This is a genomic window from Nitrospira sp., from assembly GCA_035968315.1.
GTDB lineage: Bacteria > Nitrospirota > Nitrospiria > Nitrospirales > Nitrospiraceae > Nitrospira_D.
Genome location: JAVYIN010000005.1, coordinates 1 through 16,797, shown reverse-complemented (window position 1 = coordinate 16,797; position 16,797 = coordinate 1). Strand labels below are relative to the sequence as shown.

The following is a 16,797-nucleotide window of genomic DNA, read 5'->3' as shown; positions in this document are numbered from 1 at the left end:
TGTAGCCCTTTGAAGCGGCTTCGCCCACTAAATTCCGCCTTTTACTCACGAGAAATCACGATCGGCGCGCCAACGCTCACGCCCAACAGGCTTGCCGCACTCCCTTCCTTGACAAACACTTCAAGCACCCCGTTGCTATTGATCAACCCGCACGGCGCGCCGGACCGGCCTGCCTGATAGCTGCCCACCAGCCCCTCAATCCTGTGATCCAAGAGACGAATCGTGACAGACGCACTCCCGATGCCAGCTTGAACGGCCATGACATGCGCCGAGGTAATATTGGAAATCGCGTTCCCGAAGCAATCCACGTATACAATGTGCCCCCGCACCCTGGCTCCTTCGACCATCGGCTGAGGCCAATCGATCGTGACCGGATCGGATACCGGCGGTCCGAATACCCCTGCGTGCAGTCCTGTGCTCAACCAGGCGGCAGCCGGCGCAAACACATCCCGGCCATGGAACGTGGCGCCCTGCGACTCCAGCCGGTACTGCCGGTTCTCCAATTGCCAGATCTCGGCGTCCGGCTCCTCGGTGAAAATCGGCGTCAAGAGGCCGTTGTCCGGAGCCACAAAATAGTACCGAGCCGTTTTCACGAGAATCGCCCGGCGGCCGCTCCCGACTCCCGGATCGACTACCGCGACATGCACCGTCCCCTCAGGGAAATACCTGTAGCAGGACCGTAAACAATAGGCGGCTTCATCGATGCGATGCGGGGTGATGTGATGGGATAGATCGACGATGCGGGCTGCGGGGTTGATCGAGAGGATCACCCCTTTCATGCTGGCGACGAACCAATCGCGCTCACCGAAGTCGGTCAGGAGGGTGATGAGCGGGAGTGCCGACGGCACGTCACAGTTCCTCGAACTTGATCTCCACCACTTCGTACTCGACCATTTTCACCGGCGTGGTGACTTCGACGAAGTCGCCGACGCGCTTGCCGATCAACGCGCGGCCCACCGGAGACTGAATGGAGATCTTGTTGAACTTCATATCGGCTTCGTCCTGCCCTACCAGCGTATACTGCTTCTTGGATTGCGACTCCTGCTCGATCACCAGCACCGTGGACCCGAAGACCACCGTCTCCGTGATCCGGCCGGCGGCAATCTCAACCACCCGCGCGTCGGCCAGCTTCGATTCGATCTCGATAATGCGCGACTCGATAAAGCCTTGCCGTTCCTTGGCCGCATCATACTCGGCGTTCTCGCTCAAATCGCCATGGGCACGCGCTTCGGCGATGGCTTCGATCACATTGGGCCGCTCGACTTTCCGCAGGCGATCCAGCTCCGCCTTGAGGGCCTCAAATCCTTTTTTCGTAATCGGTGTAGGCATGGTCTCTCTGGTCTCCTCCCAAGCTAGCCCCGATGATACTCTTGCAGCGACCGAATGGACAATTCTTTCTTTGTCAGGGCTTCAATCCCCATCACAGCCGCCAATGCACCCCGCATCGTGGTGTAATACGGCACCCCCTTCTGGAGGGCTTCACGTCGGATCGACAGCGAATCGGTATGGGCGGATGCCGTTCGCACCGTATTCACCACCAGAGCAACCATTCCGTTCTTGATATGGTCGACGACATGTGGCCGCCCTTCTTTGACTTTATGGACCACTTCCACTTCCACGCCTTGCTCTTTCAAGAACCCTGCCGTTCCGCTCGTGGCCTGAATTTGAAAGCCCAACTTCCGCAAACGCGTGGCCACATCCCAGGCCGCAGGACGATCGGTATCTTTCACGCTAATGAACGCCGTCCCGCTTTTCGGCAGACTCGAACCAGCTCCCGCCTGCGACTTGGCAAAGGCCCAGCCGAAATCGCTGTCGATACCCATGACTTCGCCGGTGGACTTCATCTCAGGCCCGAGCAGCACATCGACACCCGGAAACTTATTGAACGGGAAGACCGCTTCCTTGACCGAGAGATGCTTCGGCTGCGGCGCTGCCGTGAAACCCAATTCGGAGAGAGACTTGCCCAGCATCACTTTCATCGCCAATTTCGCCAGCGGCGCACCGATCGCTTTGCTGACGAACGGCACGGTGCGCGACCCGCGCGGATTCACTTCAAGGACATAGACCGTCTTGTCCTTCACCGCGAATTGGGCATTCATCAACCCCACCACGCCCAATTCGATCGCCAAGGCTTTCATCTGCCGCTCGATCTCGTTCACAAGAGCCTTATCCAAGGTATAGGGCGGCAAGGAACAGGCCGAGTCTCCGGAATGCACGCCCGCCTCTTCGATGTGCTCCATGATCCCGGCGACGACGACTGTCTTGCCGTCTGAAATGGCATCGGCGTCGATTTCGATCGCATCCGCAAGATACTTGTCGATCAAAACCGGATGCTTCGGCGAGGCCTTGACCGCCGAGCGCATGTATTCCAACAACCCGCCTTCATCGTAGACGATCTGCATGGACCGGCCGCCCAACACGTAGGAAGGCCGCACCATGACCGGATAGCTGATTGTCCCGGCAATCTGCACCGCTTCTTCGACCGAACGCGCCATGCCGCTCTCGGCCTGCCGCAGCCCCAGCTTGTTCAATAAATCACGGAACCGTTCCCGATCCTCCGCCCGATCGATCGCCTCGGGACTCGTCCCTAGAATGTTCACCCCCGCTTTGGAGAGCGGCAAGGCCAGCTTCAACGGCGTCTGCCCGCCGAACTGCAACACCACCCCCAGCGGCTGCTCCCGATGGACGATGTTCAGCACATCTTCCTCCGTCAGCGGCTCGAAATAGAGGCGGTCGGACGTGTCATAGTCGGTGCTGACGGTTTCGGGATTGCAATTCACCATGATCGTTTCGACGCCTTCGTCGCGCAACGCCATCGCGGCATGCACGCAACAGTAGTCGAACTCGATCCCCTGCCCGATCCGGTTGGGCCCGCCGCCCAGGATCACCACCTTCTTCCGATCGGAAGGCCGTGACTCACACTCGCTGCCGTAGGTCGAATAGAGGTAGGGAGTATGCGCCTCGAACTCCGCCGCACAGGTATCCACCCGCTTATAGGTAACGGACCGAGCGGATGGCCCAGAGCCCATGCGCGCCTTGCGGACGACAGCCGCCTCGACGCCGAGCAATTGGCCGATCCGGTCGTCGGAGAATCCCCACTCCTTGGCTTCCCACAGCAGCCCGCCGGCCAGGGCCGCCGACGCATTGCCCGCCTGGGTCTGAAGGCGTTGTTCAAACCCGATCAGATCGCGAATCTGTTCGAGAAACCAGGGATCGATTTTGGTGATCGCAAAGAGTTCTTCATTCGTCATCCCAAGTCTGATCCCGTCAGCGAGATACCAGAGCCGCTCCGGCAAAGGGGTCTTCAAGGTTCTCCGAATCTTTTCCAACGCCTCTGTTCGATTGAACTCCGCGGGAATGCCCCGATCGATCCCCAGGCGCGAGGCCAGTCCGTTCAAATCCAATTCGAGCGAACGGATCGCTTTTTGGAGCGACTCCTTGAAGGTCCGGCCGATGGCCATCACTTCGCCCACCGACTTCATTTGCGTGGTCAGGGTCGGGTCCGCTCCCTTGAACTTCTGAAACGCAAAACGCGGAATCTTGACGACCACGTAATCGATGGTCGGCTCGAAGGAAGCCTTCGTCACACCGGTAATGTCGTTGGTGATTTCGTCCAGCGTATAGCCCACCGCCAGCTTGGCGGCAATCTTGGCAATCGGGAATCCGGTGGCCTTCGACGCCAGCGCCGAACTCCGCGAGACCCGCGGATTCATTTCGATGATGATCATCTCCCCGTTGTCAGGGTTCAGGCCGAACTGAATGTTGGAGCCGCCCGTATCGACGCCGATCTCGCGAATAATCCGCAACGCCGCATCGCGCATGCGCTGATACTCTTTATCGGTCAGGGTCATGGCCGGCGCCACGGTGATGCTGTCTCCCGTGTGGACCCCCATGGGATCCAGGTTCTCGATCGGACAGACGATGACCACGTTGTCCTTGAGATCACGCATGACCTCCAGTTCATATTCTTTCCAGCCGATCAACGACCGCTCGATCAGCACCTGGCTGACCGGGCTCATTGCCAGCGCCCAGTCGATCAGCTTTTCGAACTCTTCCCGATTGTAGGCAATGTTGCCGCCGGTGCCGCCCATCGTAAAGGACGGCCGGATAATGGCCGGGAATCCCACCTTCTCTAAAATTTTGGTCGCCTCGTCGCGAGTATGCGCCGTCCCGCTCTCCGGCACCTTCAGACCGATTCGTTCCATCGCCTGCTTAAAGGCTTCCCGGTCTTCGGCTTTATGAATCGCCTCCGCTGACGCCCCGATCAGCTTCACGCCGTACTTGTCCAGCACGCCGCGCTTCACCAGCCCCATCGTGGCATTCAGCGCCGTCTGCCCGCCCATCGTCGGCAGCAAGGCATCCGGCCGCTCGCGCTCGATGACTTTCTCCACCACATCCAGCGTGATCGGTTCGACATAGGTCCGGTCGGCCAGTTCCGGATCGGTCATAATGGTGGCGGGATTGCTGTTGATGAGGATGACCTTGAACCCTTCCTCCCGCAGAGCCTTGCAGGCTTGCGTGCCGGAATAATCGAATTCACAGGCCTGCCCGATGACGATCGGACCGGAACCAATCAACAAGATCGACTTGATATCAGTACGTCTGGGCATGAATCCTCTCGTTACACACTAACTGGGTTCAGGCATCGGTCCAATCAATGGCCGATAGGGCGCAGCCGGCGGCACCGGACTTGTCGCGGCCCCATGATAATGTTGCAAGGCCTCAGGCAGCCAGGCTTCGATCTGATTGATGCGCGTGGCATCCGACGGATGAGTCGAAAGAAACTCCGGGATCGATTGCTGGGCGCGGAAACAGACCTTCCCGATCATCTGCCTCGGGCACCCGCTCATGCGCTCCCAAAACGGCACGGCTTCCCGCGGATCGTATCCTGCTTCCGCCATGAGGCGCAGGCCGATATAGTCCGCCTCCGACTCCTGCTTCCGGTTGAACGGCAGCGACACATTCACTCCGTAGGCACCCAAGGCGCCGGCAATCGCCCCGCCGCCGCCGTGCGCTCCCACCGCCGCGCCAATCGCGCCAAGTTGGGCGATCTGGTCGATGATGCTGCGGCTCATCCGCTCGACGCCATGGCGCTGGAGCGCATGCGCGACTTCGTGTCCCATCACGGTGGCCAATCCGGCCTCCCCTTGCGTATGTTTCAGAATGCCGGTAAACACCGCGACCTTCCCGCCGGGCAAGGCAAAGGCATTCACCGTCTTGTCATCCTGAATGACGGCGAATTCCCACTGATACTCCGGCTTGTTGGCCGCCTTGGCAATCCGCTGGCCGACCCGCTGCACCAGCTCGTTGATCTCCTGATTCTCACTGAGCCGGGCCTGCCGCAACACTTCCCGATAGGCTTCCAGGCCAAACTGCATTTCCTTTTCTTCCGAGAAGAAAATGAGCTGATCGCGCGCCGTCCCCGGAGCCCGATAACAGCCCGTCACCAACGAGAGCACGCTCACCGCCGAACAGGTCCCCAAGACCGCAGAGAGCCCCGCGACCCAGCGCGCCCCCAGCACCAGCGCCGCACGGCGGCCGATCAGGTCTGTCTGGTCCATTTGGTCGGTCTGGTTCATGTGGTCTGTTTGGTCTATTCAGTCTGTTTGGTCTATTTGGTCAGTCTCATTGGCCTACGCCATTGCCTTTAGCTGCTTTTCCCTCCCACTGACCAGAGAGACGAGAAAGACCGAACAGACCAGACCAACCCTTCTTCCCTTACGGCATCCACATATACATAAACTGAGGCGTCCCGCCACGGACAACCGCCATCAGATCGAGAGTGCCCAGACCGGCTAAGGGACCAGGCGCCATCAGCTTGGAGTAGACATTATTCGAATATTCACCGGGACGCCGGTACATGACCACCCGGGCCTCCGTCAATCCCGCCTTCTTCTTTGCCAGCTCAACCGCATCTTCCAGATACCCGATCTCGTCCACCAACCCGGACGTCTTCGCTTGCTCTCCGGTATACACGCGTCCGTCGGCCAGCTTCTTGATCTGGTCCATCTGAAGCTGCGGACGGCCTTCCTGCACCACCGCCAAAAACCGCTGATAGAAGGAATCGATGAGTCCCTGGAAAATCGCGCGCTCGTCCGTCGTCATGATCCGGAACGGCGAGCCCATGTCCTTGCGAGGCCCCGACGTGATCGCCGTCGCTTCGAGTCCGACTTTTTCCAGCAACCCATGCGCATTGACCGTCAGCATAATCACGCCGATGCTGCCCGTGACGGAGGAGGGATGCGCGAATACCGAGTCCGCCGCCGCGGCAATATAGTAGCCCCCCGATGCCCCTACGTCCATGATGGACGCGACCAGGGGAATCTTCCGGCTGGTTTTGAACGTCTTGAGCTCGTGATGAATAATATCCGATGCCGTCACCGTCCCGCCCGGCGAGTTGATGCGGAGCACCACGGCCTTCACCTTCTCGTCCTGCATGGCCCTCGTCAACTGCTCTTTGACGCTCGCCACGAGGCTTGGCGTCTGGGCCAAGCCCTCTCCATCCTGAGAACTGATCGTTCCGGAAATCTCAACGAGCAACACCTTGGCGTCGCCCTTGCCGCTCACCGGCATTTCCTGGAGCGGACCCGGTCCGGGGAACAGAGGGAAATTCAACGTGCATCCGGAAATCAGCAGCGCTATCAGCACGATCATCGCAAACCGGCTATGCATGGTGTTTCTCCATCAACTGGACGAATTCCTCGAACAAATAGGCCGAGTCATGCGGACCGGGCGAGGCTTCAGGATGATACTGCACGGAGAAGACCGGCTGATCGACACAAGCCATGCCTTCAATCGAGTGGTCATTCAGGCTCACATGCGTGATGGCCACCGGCCCCATCTTCGTGTCCACCGTCAGCGGGCGGTCCGGCACCCCGTTGAACGAGGCCGGAATCTGCACCGCGAAATTATGATTCTGCGAGGTGATCTCCACTTTCCTCGTCCGCAGATCCATCACCGGATGATTCGATCCATGATGGCCGAACTTCAGCTTGTAGGTCTTCAGGCCAAAGGCTAATCCCAGAATTTGGTGCCCGAGACAAATGCCGAAAATCGGATAGCGGCCGATCAGCGACCGGACCGCTTCCATGGCGTAGGGCACGCCTTCCGGATCGCCGGGACCGTTCGAGAGAAACACCCCGTCCGGCTTCAAGGCCATGACCTCGGCCGCCGGCGTCGAAGCCGGCACCACCGTCACCTCACAGCCCACATCGACGAGGCGCCGAAGAATGTTCTCCTTCACGCCAAAATCATAGGCCACAACCCGCCAGGGCTTGCGAGTGGCCGGCCGCGCGGCGCTCATTCCGAGATCGGGCGCCCACTCGCCGGAATCACTCGTCCAGGCATACGACCGCGCCGAAGTCACCTCCGCCACCAAATCGCGCCCGACAATGCCGGGAGCGGTCTTGGCTTTCTGGACCGCGCGCGCGCGATCCCCATCCAGATGCGTGATCAGGCCCTGCTGCGAGCCATGCTCGCGCAGGTGCCTGGTCAGCGCCCGTGTATCCAATCCTTCGATCGCCACCACCTGGGCCTTCGCCAAATAATCCTGGAGCAACCCCTTGCTGCGCCAATTGCTGGCTAGCCGGCTGGCCTCCATCACGACAAACCCTTCCGCCCAGATCTTGCGCGACTCGACATCCTCCGGCGTCACACCATAGTTCCCGATGTGGGGACTGGTCATCGTAATGATCTGCCCCTTGTAGGAGGGATCCGTCAGCACTTCCTGATAGCCGGTCATCGCGGTATTGAACACCACTTCACCGACTGTCTCGCCTTCGTAACCGAGCGCGCGCCCTTCGAAGACCGTGCCATCCGCCAATGCCAAGAGCGCCTTCTTCATGCCTGCCCCTTACCCGATCGCAATGTGTGATTGACGCGAATGCCCATGAGCACCATGCCCAGACACAAATTCACCATGTACAACGCCCGGACCGGCATATGAATCTTGAAAAATGCGGCAAAGGCCGCCTTCCTCGCCGCCTCATCCTTGATCGCAAACGCCTCGGCTTGCAGCGCGGCGGCTTGCGGATGCAAGACCCCGATGATGATCCCCGCAATCAGCACCATCGCCCCCAGCACCATCATCTCGGCCCGCGTGGGGGCCATCACCGGATGTTGCGTTCGATGCCGCCAGACCACGCCCGCCACCAACACCGCCATCGCGCCCAGCACCACGCGATTGAAGCCCTCAAAGGCCCGCGTGAGAAAAAATCCTCCGGAATCCTGCCCGCCAAACGTATTAAACACCGCGGGAATCACCGCCGCCACCAGCACTACCAATCCGCCTACCCACAGGCCCAACGCCAGCCACTCCAGCGTGAGACCTACTCGCGACGTCCAGAGAAAGGCCCGGCCCTCCATCCGTCACGCCCGCTCCGCCGCCGGGGCCTCGAACACGACTCGCCCCCCGACAATCGTCGTCTTCACCCGCCCCTTCACGGTCCACCCGGCAAAAGGAGTATTCCGGCTTTTCGACTTGAACTTGCTGGGATCGACCTTCCAGGATTCGTTGGGATCAACGATCGCCACATCCGCGTCGGCGCCGACCGCCAAGGTCCCCTTCTTCAATCCAAAGGCCACCGCCGGCGCCGCCGTCAATTTATCCACGGCCTGCTCCAAGGTCAGCACGCCTTCCTCCACCAAGGCCAGCGTGAGCGGGAGTGCGGTTTCCAAGCCCACAATCCCGAACGGCGCCTCGGTAAAGTCCTGCTGCTTCTCCTGCGTCGCATGCGGCGCATGGTCGGTGGCAATGACATCGATCGTGCCGTCGCGCAGCCCCTCTTTGATCGCCTGCACATCCCCGCCGGTCCTGAGCGGCGGATTCATTTTTGCCAGCGTGTTGTAGCCCCGCACCACATCTTCCGTCAGCGTGAAATGGTGCGGACAGGCCTCCGCCGTCACCTTGATCCCGCGCGCCTTGGCTTCGCGCACCATGCGCACCGACCCGGCCGTGCTGATATGGGCGAGATGCAGCCGCGCCCCGGTGAGCTCGGACAACGACAAGTTGCGGGCCACCATCACATCTTCCGCCGCGGCAGGAATGCCGGGCAAGCCCAGTTCGGTAGAGATCATCCCCTCGTTCATGCAGCCGCCCTCGGCCAGATGCAGATCTTCGCAGTGGTCCACCACGGTCAGATCAAAGGCCAGCGCATATTCCATCGCCCGCCGCATCACCAGGCTGTTCATCACCGGCTTGCCGTCATCCGAGATCGCCACGCAGCCGGACCGGCGCAGATCGCCGATCTCCGCCAATTCCTTCCCCTCCGAGCCTTTCGTAATGGCTCCGATCGGCAGCACATTGGCCAGTCCCGCCGTCCGCGCCCGATCGATCATGAATTCCGTCACAGCCTGATTATCGTTGACCGGCTTGGTATTCGGCATCGCGCAGACCGTGGTGAATCCGCCCGCCACCGCCGAGGCGCTGCCGCTTTGGATCGTTTCCTTGTACTCGAATCCCGGTTCGCGGAAATGGACATGCAGATCCACAAAGCCGGGCAACACGAGCTGGCCCTTGGCCTCAATCATCGTGCATCCGGCCGGAGCCTGCAGGTTCGTCCCAACGGCCGCGATCTTGCCCTGATCGATCAACACATCCGCCACCCCGTTCACGCGCCCCGGATCGATGACATGCCCGCCTTTAATCAAAATTGCCACGATTTAGTTCGCTCCTGACATGAGATAGAGAACGCCCATGCGAACGGCTACACCGTTCGCCACCTGATCCAAAATCACCGACGACAGACTATCCGCCACGTCCGGCGCAATCTCCACCCCGCGATTGATCGGCCCGGGATGCATGACGATCGCCTTTGGATCCGCCAGCTTCACCCGCTCCGCCGTCAATCCGTACAGCCGCGCATATTCACGGATGGTCGGGAACAGCGCCTTCCCCTGCCGCTCCAGCTGGAGCCGCAACATCATAATCACCTGCACATCCTGCAACCCCTCGTCGAGATGGTGAAATACCGTCACGCCAAGTTTTTCAATGCCGAAGGGAATCATCGTGGCCGGCCCCACCACCCGCACCTCGGCGCCGAGCTTCGTCAGGGCCAAGATGTTGGAGCGCGCCACCCGGCTATGCGCCACGTCGCCGACGATGGCCACGCGCAATCCTTGAAACGGCAGCCCCCGCTCGCGAATCGTATAGAGATCGAGCAGCGCCTGCGTCGGATGCTCATGCCAGCCGTCGCCCGCATTGATCACCGACGACTTCACCCCGCGCGCCAAGGTCTCGGCAGCCCCGGCCGACGAATGGCGCAGCACGATGATATCCGCCTGCATCGCCTCGATATTTCGCGCCGTATCGAGCAGGGTTTCCCCCTTGACCACGCTGCTCGACGAGGGAGAAAAATTGATGACGTCCGCGCTCAGCCGCTTGGCGGCCAATTCAAACGAGGTGCGCGTTCTCGTACTTGGCTCAAAGAACAGGTTGACGACGGTGCGCCCGCGCAGCGCTGGCACCTTCTTGATCTCACGGCCGCTGACTTCCTTGAAGGAGTCCGCCGTCTCGAGAATCAAGGCAATCTCGTCCACCGACAGAGAAGCCAGACTGAGGAGGTGTTTATCTTTGAGGCTCATGGCAACCTCCGCTCACGTTCCGATCCCACACGCACAGCCCTTTCAGGATCCGGCCTTAAAAATGACCACCCGGTCATCCTCGCCGAGTTCCTCCAACAGCACTTGCACGTTTTCTTCCCGCGACGTCGGCAGATTCTTTCCGATATAGGTGGCCTTGATCGGCAGCTGCCGATGGCCGCGATCCACGAGCACCGCCAGCTGAATTTCAGCCGGCCGGCCCAGATCCATCAACCCATCCATCGCCGCGCGGATCGTGCGCCCCGTGAACAGCACATCGTCCACCAGCACCACCACCTTGTCCGACACGTCGAACGGCACCGAGGTCGTGCGCAACACCGGCTGCTCCTTGCGCAGCGACAAGTCGTCACGATAGAGGGTGATGTCCAAATCGCCGATCGGCACCGCCACCCGCTCGATCTCTTCAATCCGCTTCGCCAACCGGTGCGCCAGATGCACACCGCCCGTTCGAATCCCGACGAGCGCCAGGTCCTTCACGCCTTTATTGCGCTCAAGAATTTCATGGGCAATGCGCGTCAGCGCCCGGCCCATATCCCCGGCATCCATGATCAACCGTTCGTTCTGTTTATCCGTAGTCACTGTTGACGCTCCACCCGCTAGATTTTCCCCCACCCCATCACTCGTCACCCGTTACATTTCACGTCTTCTTGAGGACATAAAAAAACCCTCTCGCCTGAGCGGGCAAGAAGGTTCACGTCGTGAATCCGGCCATCGCCGGGTTGGGTTCTCATATCGTCTCCTTGCTCACCTCGCAGGATGAGCGTTAAAGGCAGCTGCATCTTACTGACGGCTCAGAAGCCTGTCAAGGCAGGGATTCGAGGGGGCAGCGGACAGCCTCGCCGGCATAGCTGATTATTCTAAGGGGACACGATTATGGACGCGTGATTTCTTCGAGGGTGAATTGCTTGGGCAGCAGGACGGGCAGCACCAACCCGATGGGGTCGCCGCGCTTGATCGTGGTGGGCTTGTGCAGTTGCAGGAGAAAATTGGCGGTGAAGGCTTCGTAATCCGGCAGCCAGTCATATTGGTTCGGCGTGCGTTTATACTCCTGCGTTTTAATCCCCTCCCAGATACTAAAGGTCCGATCAGGAAGGTGGAAGAAGGGGTTGGGAAGATCCTTCATCATGAGGCCAACGTGCTTGGGATAGTAGAAGCGAATCCCGCAGCAGAGTTTAGGATACCCGCTGTTCAGAATCAGGTCGACATACATGCCGGAGAACGTTTTGTAGCCCAGCAGCCGCTCTTCCGGTTGAATCGGCGGCGATTGCCACTTGACCCCCTCGGCCGTCCGGCGCAATTTGATATCCGCGGGGCAGCGGATGAGCCAGCCATAGCTGCCGACGGTGCGCACCGGCCCGCAGTCGTCCGGCACCACCTTGTATCCGCTGGCGGCCAGCGCCCGTTGCTCATCCAGCGTCATATTATTCAACATCGGCCGATGGGGATGGAAATCCAGCTTCAGCCGCTCCGGGGGAAAGGCCGTGGAGTACTCCCGCTCCCAGTAGATGACGATCTTGTCTCCCGCCTCTTCGGCAGGCATCTGTTCTTGGGTCGGCTCGCTCATGAGGATGACAGTAATCGAAGGAGGCGGATCGGCGCAAGAGGTTACATGCGGCGGACGTGAAAGAGAGTCAGCCCGCTGCGCAGCTTGGCTTTCGGCAAAATCGTCTTGTGCATGGCAAACGTCGGAAGCCTCTCCACCGCTTCCTGCCAGCACAGCTGAAACCCGGCCTTCGGCAACTCGTCTCCCAGACGCGCTGGGCCGACGACGAAGGCATTCCCGCCGGTCTTGGTCCGCTGGGCGAGCAGGCGCAGGCGGGCCACGAGCAGACTCGCCTGCTCAAATTCAGCATAGGGAACCCACACATAGGCAAGGTCATGGGAGGCGCCGACCGATGTCACTGGAGGCTGAGCACTGGCGAGCGTGAACTGTGTCCGCTGGAGCCACTCCCACCGTTGGATTTCGTGGCACTGGGTCCACAGTTGCTGGGCTTGCTTGTACGCAAAGGCCGGATGCCAGACGGTGACGGACACGTCTCGAGGACGATCGAATGGGAGGCAGGTCGAAATGACCGCGTCGCCGTTCTCAATCAATATCCGCTCAGCCCGCAAGAGAATCTGGCCGATCTCACGGTCCTGTTCCGCCAGATCTTGCAGATAGTCCGCCACAAACGGTTGCGCCGCCAGTTCTCCGACCGGTGTTTCATCCTGCGGATACAAGAGCACAGCCCCAAAGACTTCCCCCGGCTCAACGGCCGGAACGCCCTGCACAAAGACCGATCGCCAATCGACGGAACTGACGGTGGCTCCCCCTTCAGTGGCCATAGACCCGCCGGCGCCCTGCGGCAGGCTCAGTTCCGTCGTACGATCCCGATCCTTCAACCGAAGACGCCCATCGACAATCGTGGCCATGCGATCCCAGGCCGCCACTCGCCGCCCCTTGGGATTGGCATAGGACAGTCCTGCTGGATCGTCAGCACACGTCGCCTTCACCAACTGGCCGCCCCGCACCGTCACACAGAGGCGCTGAGCCTCGTCGAAATAGCGCAAGGGCAGGGCGCGCGACGGCAGCCACGTGAGCTGATGGGCGCGCGACGGATCCATAAACAAAGCCATCGGCTCTCCCCCGCCCGGGGCCTGTGCCGTGAAGAAACTGCTGAAGAGTGCAAAGGCCGCTTCCGAGGGATAGGTGGGAATGCCCCGATAGCGCAAGGGCCGCGGGCTTGGCTGGCCCTCGTTCTGATCGTCGTAGAGACCGCGAATCAGTTCAAACGCGGCGGAGCCGGTGCCAGGCAATAAGGATTTGAAGAGTTCAACGACCGGCAGGAAATCAATCCGGTCCCAATGCATCGCCCCCATGCAGGACATGAAGCGGGCATGGTCGAAGGAGCCGTCCTCCAGCACATAGAAGGCGTCTTTGCGATGCCGAATCGTCGCCTGGCCATGCGCATCGATGACGAGATCGTCGTCCCCGTAAAAGAACCGAACTTCTTCAATAGGCACGCGCATCGCCTGCGCCGCCATCTGCCGCAGGTCTTCCGCCTTCAGCCGCTGCCAGCCCGGCTTCGTGGCCAGATTAAGCCGCGTCTCATTCACCAAGCCGCCCGGCTTCAGCCCCACCCACCGCCCCCAGTCGAGCCGCAAGCGGGCCCGCACAAGAACGGCAGCCCCTTTCGCATCCTGTCCCCATTCGCATTCATGGAGCGGGTGGCCGGCAGGATCAGCGGCCAGCATGCGGCGCCCGTCCGGCCGATAGAACACCAGATGGCCGGAAGTCTGACGGACGACTCGCCCGCCGGCCTGGTCGAACCGTTGAGCCAGATCACGGTTGTCGGGAAACTGGATCGCTCCGGGAAACGAGAATGCGGTGCGAACGGGATCGTCTGGCATTTACTCGCGGATCTGACCGCTCCCCATGACGACAAACTTCGAGCAGGTCAATTCTTCCAACCCCATCGGACCCCGGGCATGGATGCGGGAGGTGCTGATCCCGATTTCGGCGCCGAGACCGAATTGATAGCCGTCATTGAGCCGCGTGGAGGCATTCACCAGCACCGCCCCCGCATCGACCTCGCGCAAAAACCGCATGGCCCGCTGATAATCGGTGGTCACGATCGCTTCGGTGTGTTGGGAGCCATACTTGGCGATGTGTTCCATCGCCTCGTCCATATGCTTCACCACCTTCACCGCCAGAATCAGGTCCAAAAATTCCTTCCCGTAATCATCCTCAGCAGCAGGCTTCGCCTCTGGCAAGAGCTGGCAGGTCTTCGGACAGCCGCGCACTTCCACCTTGGCGGCCGTCAACTTGTCCATGAGGCGAGGGAGAAAGGTCCTGGCAATCGATTGATGGACCAGCAAGGTTTCCATCGCATTACAGGTCGAAGGCCGCTGGGCCTTGGCATTCACACAAATCGATTCGGCCTGCGCCTGATCGGCATCCGCATCCACATAGATGTGGCAGATCCCGGCATCATGCTTCACAACCGGAATGGTGGCATGTTCGGCAATCGTCTTCATGAGCGATGGCCCGCCGCGCGGGATGATCAAATCGATATACCGGTCTTTTTTCAGCAGCACCGGCACGACTTCCCGATCAGGCCGTTCGACAAAGGTGATGGCGCCGGGAGGCACGCCTGCCTTCTCTGCCGCTTCGGCCAGCACCGCCGCAATGGCGGTGTTCGAATGAATCGCTTCGCTGCCGCCCCGCAGGACGCAGACATTGCCGGACTTCAAGCAGAGCGCGGCGGAATCGGCCGTGACGTTCGGGCGGGATTCATAGATGATGCCGATGACGCCGATCGGCACCCGCACACGCCCCACCTGCATCCCGTTCGGCCTGGTCCACATCTTCGGCATGTCGCCCAACGGATCGGGCAGCTTCGCGACTTCCCGGATGCCGGCTGACATCTCCGCAATCCGCTTGTCCGTGAGCCGGAGCCGGTCAGCCATCGCCTTCTTCTCCGGCGTTGAGCCAAAGGCCTCGACATCCTTTGCATTCGCTTCGAGGAGCTGCTCTTTTTTTTCATCCAAGGCATCGGCCATCGCCTCGAGAGCCCGATTCTTGACCGCTGTGGAGAACGTCGCCAGCCGCCCAGCCGCCTGTTTGGCTCGCGCCACCAACTCCTGGACATACTCTGGAATCGGCTGAAGCGGAACGTCTTGAAGATCCGTTGATTCGGCAGAAACTACGGCCGTGTCGCGCTGCGGTTCGAGATCAGATGACATGCTTAACCCTTCTCCATAAAATATGACGCGGAGGACAGGATACCGTGCGAGTTTGAAGGGGGTCAAGCAGTGCCGCGCGACGGGCGAAAACGGCGGGACAGGCGAGACGGGCGGGGAAAGCCTATCTCGCCTGTTCAATCTGTCTGGTTAAGCGAGGACCTGCTTGAAATACTTGATCGTACGGACCAACGCCTCCTCCAGCGGCACCTGAGGCTCCCACTTGAGCAGCGTGCGTGCGCGCGTGATGTCAGGCCGCCGCACCTTGGGATCGTCGGCCGGCAACGGATGGTACGTAATCTGGCTGGATGAGCAGGTCAGCTCGATCACCAGCTTGGCAATCTCCAACACCGTCAACTCGCGGGGGTTGCCGATATTCACCGGATTATGGATGCTGTCGCCGCCCTCGCCGTTATTTTTGGCATGGAGGAACTTGCGGTCCGTGCGTTGTTCCACACTCCGGTCCGAATCGATCATCAGCAAGGCCAGAATGCCCCGTACCAAATCGTCCACATAACAGAAACTGCGCGTCTGCGCACCATCGCCAAACACGCTGAGCGGCTTGCCTTGCAGCGCCTGAACAATGAAGTTCGACACCACTCGCCCATCATGCGGACGCATGCGGGGGCCAAAAGTATTGAAGATACGGACGATCCTGGTATCCACCCCATGATACCGGTGATAGGCCATGGTCATGGCTTCGGCAAACCGTTTCGCTTCGTCGTAGACGCCGCGGGGGCTGATCGGATTGACATTGCCCCAGTAGGACTCCGGCTGCGGATTGACCAGCGGATCGCCATAGACTTCCGACGTACTCGCCAGGAGCAGCCTGGCGCCTTTGGCCTTGGCCAAACCCAGGGCTTTGTGCGTCCCTAACGCTCCCACCTTTAACGTGGCGATCGGCAACTCAAGGTAATCCTGAGGACTGGCCGGCGAGGCGAAATGCAGGATGGCATCCAACCCTCCCTCAATATGGAGATAGTCGCACACATTGTACTTCATGAAGGAAAACCGTTCGTTTCCCATCAGGTGCGCCACATTTTCCACCCGGCCTGTCACCAGGTTATCCATGCAGACCACGGTATGGCCTTGCTCAACGAGAGACTCGCATAAATGGCTGCCTAAAAATCCCGCTCCACCGGTAACCAGTATTCTCATAGGAGTCCTTTGTTCGGAAAATATCACGTCCAACGTCAGTTGATTCGATCTACAGTAGGGGAATATCTAACTTCCTATAAGCGGCCAACAAGAGATCTTGCCCTTGAAAGAATATGCTCTATAGAGAGTACCCTCACTACCTACGGCACTCGCTGACAGCCCCTACCATGCACTATTTCCCCTAGAGCCGCCAATACCTAATGCCCGCCGGCACCGTTGCCGGGTCAAAGACACTCTTCACATCGATCAGCACCCCGCCCTGCTGCGCCCGCAACGGCTTCAGCACTTCTTGGAGCCCCATGTCGAGATAGGCCCGAT

General features: G+C 60.2%; 14 protein-coding genes. All 14 read right to left on the bottom strand.

Annotated features, from left to right (window positions below; translation table 11 throughout):
• Positions 1–41 precede the first annotated feature (41 nt).
• The gene (locus RI101_03770; protein ID MEC4889156.1) at positions 42–848 is read right to left on the bottom strand and encodes an SAM-dependent chlorinase/fluorinase; all 807 of its coding nucleotides are present in this window, start codon (positions 846–848) and stop codon (positions 42–44) included.
• A gap of 1 nt (position 849) precedes the next feature.
• Complete coding sequence (gene greA / locus RI101_03765; protein ID MEC4889155.1) at positions 850–1,329, bottom strand: transcription elongation factor GreA; 480 nt, start codon at positions 1,327–1,329, stop codon at positions 850–852.
• A gap of 23 nt (positions 1,330–1,352) precedes the next feature.
• Positions 1,353–4,610, bottom strand: a complete 3,258-nt coding sequence (gene carB, locus RI101_03760; GenBank protein ID MEC4889154.1) for a carbamoyl-phosphate synthase large subunit — start codon at positions 4,608–4,610, stop codon at positions 1,353–1,355.
• 18 nt (positions 4,611–4,628) lie between these two features.
• Positions 4,629–5,579, bottom strand: a complete 951-nt coding sequence (locus tag RI101_03755; protein ID MEC4889153.1) for a M48 family metallopeptidase — start codon at positions 5,577–5,579, stop codon at positions 4,629–4,631.
• Positions 5,580–5,718: 139 nt separating this feature from the next.
• The gene (gene sppA, locus RI101_03750; protein MEC4889152.1) at positions 5,719–6,672 is read right to left on the bottom strand and encodes a signal peptide peptidase SppA; all 954 of its coding nucleotides are present in this window, start codon (positions 6,670–6,672) and stop codon (positions 5,719–5,721) included.
• Positions 6,665–7,843, bottom strand: coding sequence for a glutamine-hydrolyzing carbamoyl-phosphate synthase small subunit (gene carA / locus RI101_03745; GenBank protein ID MEC4889151.1), 1,179 nt, complete (start codon positions 7,841–7,843; stop codon positions 6,665–6,667). The genes sppA and carA overlap by 8 nt, the downstream gene beginning before the upstream one ends.
• The gene (locus RI101_03740) at positions 7,840–8,364 is read right to left on the bottom strand and encodes a hypothetical protein (protein ID MEC4889150.1); all 525 of its coding nucleotides are present in this window, start codon (positions 8,362–8,364) and stop codon (positions 7,840–7,842) included. The genes carA and RI101_03740 overlap by 4 nt, the downstream gene beginning before the upstream one ends.
• A gap of 3 nt (positions 8,365–8,367) precedes the next feature.
• Positions 8,368–9,657 carry a dihydroorotase gene (locus RI101_03735; protein ID MEC4889149.1) on the bottom strand — a complete coding sequence of 430 codons (1,290 nt, stop codon included), beginning with the start codon at positions 9,655–9,657 and terminating at the stop codon, positions 8,368–8,370.
• A gap of 3 nt (positions 9,658–9,660) precedes the next feature.
• Positions 9,661–10,581: an aspartate carbamoyltransferase catalytic subunit gene (locus RI101_03730; protein MEC4889148.1), complete on the bottom strand. Its 921-nt coding sequence runs from the start codon at positions 10,579–10,581 to the stop codon at positions 9,661–9,663.
• 42 nt (positions 10,582–10,623) lie between these two features.
• On the bottom strand, positions 10,624–11,178 hold the full coding sequence (gene pyrR / locus RI101_03725; protein ID MEC4889147.1) for a bifunctional pyr operon transcriptional regulator/uracil phosphoribosyltransferase PyrR: 555 nt from the start codon (positions 11,176–11,178) through the stop codon (positions 10,624–10,626).
• A 292-nt stretch (positions 11,179–11,470) separates the two neighbouring features.
• Positions 11,471–12,163 carry a hypothetical protein gene (locus tag RI101_03720; protein ID MEC4889146.1) on the bottom strand — a complete coding sequence of 231 codons (693 nt, stop codon included), beginning with the start codon at positions 12,161–12,163 and terminating at the stop codon, positions 11,471–11,473.
• Positions 12,164–12,204: 41 nt separating this feature from the next.
• A complete protein-coding gene (locus RI101_03715; GenBank protein MEC4889145.1) occupies positions 12,205–13,989 on the bottom strand; it encodes a hypothetical protein in 1,785 nt (594 codons plus the stop codon).
• Positions 13,990–15,324: a glutamate-5-semialdehyde dehydrogenase gene (locus RI101_03710; GenBank protein MEC4889144.1), complete on the bottom strand. Its 1,335-nt coding sequence runs from the start codon at positions 15,322–15,324 to the stop codon at positions 13,990–13,992. It lies immediately after the preceding gene.
• A gap of 147 nt (positions 15,325–15,471) precedes the next feature.
• On the bottom strand, positions 15,472–16,479 hold the full coding sequence (locus tag RI101_03705; GenBank protein ID MEC4889143.1) for a UDP-glucuronic acid decarboxylase family protein: 1,008 nt from the start codon (positions 16,477–16,479) through the stop codon (positions 15,472–15,474).
• Positions 16,480–16,797: the final 318 nt, after the last annotated feature.

What these genes read in the sequence shown, in the direction of transcription:
- RI101_03705 (MEC4889143.1), bottom strand. Translation starts at nt 16,479, where the DNA reads ATGAGAATACTGGTTACCGGTGGAGCGGGATTTTTAGGCAGCCATTTA.
- RI101_03720 (MEC4889146.1), bottom strand. Translation starts at nt 12,163, where the DNA reads ATGAGCGAGCCGACCCAAGAACAGATGCCTGCCGAAGAGGCGGGAGAC.
- greA (MEC4889155.1), bottom strand. Translation starts at nt 1,329, where the DNA reads ATGCCTACACCGATTACGAAAAAAGGATTTGAGGCCCTCAAGGCGGAG.
- RI101_03730 (MEC4889148.1), bottom strand. Translation starts at nt 10,581, where the DNA reads ATGAGCCTCAAAGATAAACACCTCCTCAGTCTGGCTTCTCTGTCGGTG.
- RI101_03715 (MEC4889145.1), bottom strand. Translation starts at nt 13,989, where the DNA reads ATGCCAGACGATCCCGTTCGCACCGCATTCTCGTTTCCCGGAGCGATC.
- RI101_03740 (MEC4889150.1), bottom strand. Translation starts at nt 8,364, where the DNA reads ATGGAGGGCCGGGCCTTTCTCTGGACGTCGCGAGTAGGTCTCACGCTG.
- carA (MEC4889151.1), bottom strand. Translation starts at nt 7,843, where the DNA reads ATGAAGAAGGCGCTCTTGGCATTGGCGGATGGCACGGTCTTCGAAGGG.
- RI101_03755 (MEC4889153.1), bottom strand. Translation starts at nt 5,579, where the DNA reads ATGAACCAGACCGACCAAATGGACCAGACAGACCTGATCGGCCGCCGT.
- RI101_03710 (MEC4889144.1), bottom strand. Translation starts at nt 15,324, where the DNA reads ATGTCATCTGATCTCGAACCGCAGCGCGACACGGCCGTAGTTTCTGCC.
- sppA (MEC4889152.1), bottom strand. Translation starts at nt 6,672, where the DNA reads ATGCATAGCCGGTTTGCGATGATCGTGCTGATAGCGCTGCTGATTTCC.
- carB (MEC4889154.1), bottom strand. Translation starts at nt 4,610, where the DNA reads ATGCCCAGACGTACTGATATCAAGTCGATCTTGTTGATTGGTTCCGGT.